The 4,620-nt window shown below is 68.5% G+C and carries 6 protein-coding genes; all 6 read right to left on the reverse strand.

Features of this window, described 5'->3' with window-relative positions; genetic code table 11:
- Positions 1-98 precede the first annotated feature (98 nt).
- The gene (locus tag AC5RWT_RS34730) at positions 99-599 is read right to left on the reverse strand and encodes a PH-like domain-containing protein (RefSeq protein WP_494084193.1); all 501 of its coding nucleotides are present in this window, start codon (positions 597-599) and stop codon (positions 99-101) included.
- A 1-nt stretch (position 600) separates the two neighbouring features.
- Positions 601-1,932, reverse strand: a complete 1,332-nt coding sequence (locus tag AC5RWT_RS34735) for a dihydroorotase (protein WP_494084194.1) — start codon at positions 1,930-1,932, stop codon at positions 601-603.
- Positions 1,929-2,930 (reverse strand): aspartate carbamoyltransferase catalytic subunit, encoded by a 1,002-nt coding sequence (locus AC5RWT_RS34740; RefSeq protein WP_494084195.1) that lies wholly within the window; start codon positions 2,928-2,930, stop codon positions 1,929-1,931. The genes AC5RWT_RS34735 and AC5RWT_RS34740 overlap by 4 nt, the downstream gene beginning before the upstream one ends.
- The gene (pyrR, locus tag AC5RWT_RS34745; protein ID WP_494084196.1) at positions 2,927-3,523 is read right to left on the reverse strand and encodes a bifunctional pyr operon transcriptional regulator/uracil phosphoribosyltransferase PyrR; all 597 of its coding nucleotides are present in this window, start codon (positions 3,521-3,523) and stop codon (positions 2,927-2,929) included. The genes AC5RWT_RS34740 and pyrR overlap by 4 nt, the downstream gene beginning before the upstream one ends.
- A 241-nt stretch (positions 3,524-3,764) precedes the next feature.
- Positions 3,765-4,184, reverse strand: coding sequence for a transcription antitermination factor NusB (gene nusB / locus AC5RWT_RS34750; RefSeq protein WP_494084197.1), 420 nt, complete (start codon positions 4,182-4,184; stop codon positions 3,765-3,767).
- A partial coding sequence (locus tag AC5RWT_RS34755) for an elongation factor P (RefSeq protein ID WP_494084198.1) occupies positions 4,184-4,620 on the reverse strand: 437 nt, incomplete at its 5' end. The genes AC5RWT_RS34755 and nusB, both read right to left, overlap by 1 nt.

The raw sequence follows: 4,620 nt of genomic DNA on the forward strand, positions 1-4,620 counted from the left end.
CCTGGGCGCCGTAGCTGCGGCCGCGGAAGGTCCGGCCGTCTTCGAGCACCAGCAGTGCCGGTGCGGTTGCGGAGGTTGTTTCTGCGCTCACGATGTTCCTAGTCTTCCTGTACGGCGGGTAGGTATGTCTGCAGCTGCGCCAGCAGCGGTTGTTTCTCGGCGGCCTGCCGGGTGCGGAAGGCGGTGTCGACTCCGCGCTCCCCCAGCTTCCACGTGATGACGGCCAGGCCTTCGGATTCCACGAACTTGCCCACCATGCCGCTCTCGGTGCGGACATCGGTGATGGCTTCGGCCGGAATGTAGAGGTCCGTGGAACCGGGACGTTCGATCAGCACGCCGTGCGGATAGGTGCGCAGCGTGGCCTTGGTCCGGATGCCCAGGCCGTGGACGGCCACGCGGTCCAGCCAGTCCCCCGCCGTGGTCGTCACCACGTACATGCCCTCGTAGTAGCCGGTCGGGTCGGCGGTGTCCGCCGGGACCGGGGGCAGCGGCGCGATATCGCGCTGGCGCTTGAGCCGGTTCCGCCAGCCCACGGCCAGCAGCACGATGAGCACGGCGGCGACGGAAAGCATCACCAGGCCTGCCTGCAGCTGGTCCATCTCAGGCCTCCCCGGCCGGCCGCGCCGGCGTGTTCAGGGCACCGTCGAGCACCGTGGGATGTCCGTTGAGGAAGGTGGCGATCACGCGGCCGGGCAGTTCCCGGCCGGCGAACGGCGAGTTCCTGCCCTTGGTGGCCATGGCCGACAGGTCCACCGTCCAGCGGGCGGCAGGGTCCACCAGCGTGATGTTCGCGGCCGATCCGGCGGCCAGCGGCTGGCCCTGCCCGGCCAGCCGGCCGATGCCCGCCGGCATGGCGGAGGTGATCCGGGCGAAGTCGGCCCAACCGATGAGGCCGGATTCGATCATGGTGTGCTGCACCACGGACAACGCGGTCTCCAGGCCGGTCATACCCATCGCGGCCTGCGCCCATTCGCACTCCTTCGCCTCGGAAGGATGCGGGGCGTGGTCGGTGCCGATGACGTCGATGGTGCCGTCTGCCAAGCCCGCGCGCAGGGCCTGCACGTCCTCATCCGTCCGCAGCGGCGGGTTGACCTTGTAGACCGGGTCGTAGCTGCGGACCAGTTCATCGGTCAGCCACAGGTGGTGCGGGGTGACTTCGGCGGTGACTTTGATGCCCCGGGCCTTGGCCCAGCGGATGAGCTCCACGGATCCGGCGGTGGAGACATGGCAGACATGCAGGCGGGAGTCCACGTGCTGTGCCAGCAGCACATCGCGGGCAATGATGCTCTCCTCCGCGACGGCTGGCCAGCCGGTCATCCCCAGCACCGCCGAGACGGTGCCTTCGTTCATCTGTGCCCCGTCGGTCAGCCGCGGTTCCTGCGCATGCTGGGCGATCACGCCGTCGAACGCCTTGACGTACTCCAGGGCGCGGCGCATCAGTACCGGGTCCGAGACGCAGATGCCGTCGTCGGAAAAGACCCGGACCCGGGCCCGGGAGTCTGCCATCGCGCCGAGCTCCGCCAGCCGCTCGCCGCCCAGGCCAACGGTCACTGCGCCCACCGGGCGGACGTCCACCCAGCCGGCGGTGCGGCCGAGCGTGTACACCTGCTCCACGACTCCGGCGGTGTCGGCCACGGGCGATGAATTCGCCATCGCGTGCACTGCGGTGAAGCCGCCCAGGGCGGCAGCGCGGGAGCCGGTCTCCACCGTCTCGGCGTCTTCGCGGCCGGGCTCGCGCAGATGGGTGTGCAGGTCCACCATGCCCGGCAGCGCCACCAGCCCGTCGGCATCAACCACGACGGCGCCTGCCGCACTGAGCGCGCCGCCGGCCTCCACGATCGTTCCGCCGCGGACCAGCAGGTCGGCCCGGTCCCCGCCGGCCAGCGAGGCGCCCTGGATCAGGTAGGTGGTCTCGGAGTTGGACTGGGTCACTTGGCCTCCTGGGCGGTGGGAGCGGGGGCGGCGGATTCGGTCCCGCCGGAAAGCAACAGGTAGAGCGCCGCCATCCGCACGGCCACGCCGTTGCGGACCTGGTCCAGGACGGTGGAGCGCGGAGAGTCGGCTGCGGCCGAGGAGATTTCCAGCCCGCGGTTCATCGGGCCGGGGTGCATGATGATGGTCCCGTCGCGGCCGGAGGCGTCCAGTGCGGCCAGCCGCCGGTCATCGAAGCCCCAGCGGCGTGAGTACTCCTGGGTGGAGGGGAAGTAAGCGGCGTTCATCCGCTCGCCCTGCACGCGCAGCATCATGACGGCGTCCGTGCCTTCGGCCAGCGTGGCGTCGAGGTCGTAGCTGATGGTGCACGGCCACTGGCCGCTGCCCACCGGCAGGAGCGTCGGCGGCGCCACCAGGGTGACGTCCGCGCCGAGGGTGCGCAGCAGCCACAAGTTGGAGCGGGCCACCCGGGAGTGCAGGATGTCCCCGACGATGGCCACTTTCATGCCGGCCAGGTCGGTCCCGGACGAGGCGGTTCCGTTGAGCCTGGCCCAGGTGCGGCGGAGCGTGAACGCATCCAGCAGCGCCTGGGTGGGGTGTTCGTGGGTGCCGTCGCCGGCGTTCACCACCGCGGCGTCGATCCAGCCCGACGCGGCCAGGCGTGCAGGTGCCCCGGAGGCCCAGTGCCGGATGACTACGGCGTCGGCGCCCATGGCTTCCAGGGTCTGGGCGGTGTCCTTGAGCGATTCGCCCTTGGAGACGGAAGACCCTTTCGCGGCAAAGTTGATGACGTCCGCCGAGAGCCGCTTGGCGGCGGCTTCGAAGGAGATGCGGGTCCGGGTGGAGTCCTCGAAGAAGAGGTTGACGACTGTGCGGCCGCGCAGCACGGGCAGCTTCTTGACTTCGCGCTGGGAGACGGCGGACATTTCTTCGGCAGTGTCGAGGATCTGCACCGCGTCCGGCTTGGCCAGGTCAGCGGTGGAGAGCAGGTGTTTCATGCGCTGAAGTCCTCGATTACTACTTCGTCGGTCACCGGGGCGCCGTCGTTGGTGTCGGTCTCGGCCAACCGGACCCGCACCTTCTCCAGCGAGGAGGTGGGCAGGTTCTTGCCCACGTGGTCGGCGCGGATCGGCAGTTCGCGGTGCCCGCGGTCCACCAGGACGGCCAGCCGGACGATCCGCGGACGGCCCAGGTCCACCAGTGCATCCAGTGCGGCCCGGATGGTGCGTCCGGAATAGAGGACGTCGTCGACCAGCACCACGACTTTGTCGTCGATGCCCTCTGCCGGGAGCTGCGTGGGCAACGGGGTCCGGGTGGGGTGCCGGCGCAGGTCGTCGCGGAACATGGTCACGTCCAGCTGGCCGATGATCTTTTCGGCGGCGACGGTGGAATCGGCGGCAGCGATCTTGGCGGCCAGCCGTTGGGCCAACGGAAAGCCGCGGCGTGGAATGCCCAACAGAACCAGGTCCTGCGGGCCCTTGTTCGCTTCAAGGATCTCGTGGGCGATACGGGTCAATGCGCGGTTGATGTCCGCTTCGGCAAGTACAACTCGCGACGATGCCGGCTGGTGCGCCGGGGAGTCCGTGTTCATCTGTTGCCGCCTCCTTCCCCGCCTCACTGGACGGAATTTAAAGGTTGCTTGCGCCCTCAAAATTACCACGGCGGGATCGGCACGGAGCGTTCGTGACGGAAGTACGACGGCGGTCGACAGCGGATGTGCCCAAACTCACCCCACGCCGTAGCAACCACGGTGCGTGAACACGGCGACGGCGGGTGCCCGCACGGTGGGCACCCGCCGTCGTCGGTGGGATGGTGGCTGAACAGGCCGTGGATCAGGCCAGGAGCGTGGGCTTGAGCTGCTGCAGCCGGCCGAGGAGGCCGTTGACGAAGGACGGTGACTCGTCGGTGGAGAGGGTCTTGGCCAGCTCCACCGCCTCGCTGACCGCTACTCCGTCTGGAACGTCGTCGTTGTACAGCAGTTCCCAGGAGCCGACACGGAGGATGATCCGGTCCACCGCCGGCATGCGGTCCAGCGTCCAGCCCTGGGCGTAGGTGGACAGGAACTCGTCGATGGTGGGCTGCAGCGCGGCGACGCCCTCCACGATTTGGGCGGTGTAGGGGTTGATCACCTGGTCCGTTTTGTCCCGTCCGGCCAGCGCCTGCGCAGGGGTCACGCCGCGCTGCTCGGCTTCAAAGAGGACGTCGACGGCCCTGCGGCGGGCCTTGCCTCGGGCTGAAGTGGGAGCACTCACTAGTCGTTGACACGTCCCAGGTAATCGCCGGAGCGGGTGTCGACCTTGACCTTGGTGCCGGTCTCCAGGAACAGCGGAACCTGGATCTGGTAGCCGGTCTCCACGGTGGCGGGCTTGGTGCCGCCGGTGGAACGGTCGCCCTGCAGGCCGGGCTCCGTGTAGGTGATTTCCATGACCACGGATGCCGGCAGCTCGATGTAGAGCGGGATGCCGTCGTGCATGGCGATGTTGACCTTGATGTTTTCCAGCAGGAAGTTCTCGTCATCGCCGACCACCGGTCCGGGCACGGTGACCTGGTCGTAGTCCTGCACGTCCATGAAGACGAAGTCGTCGCCGTCTTTGTACAGGTAGGTGTAATCGCGGCGGTCCACCGTGGCGGTTTCGATCTTCAGGCCGGCGTTGAACGTCTTGTCCTGGATCTTGCCGCTGACGACAT

Source organism: Arthrobacter sp. Dra40 (assembly GCF_059091905.1).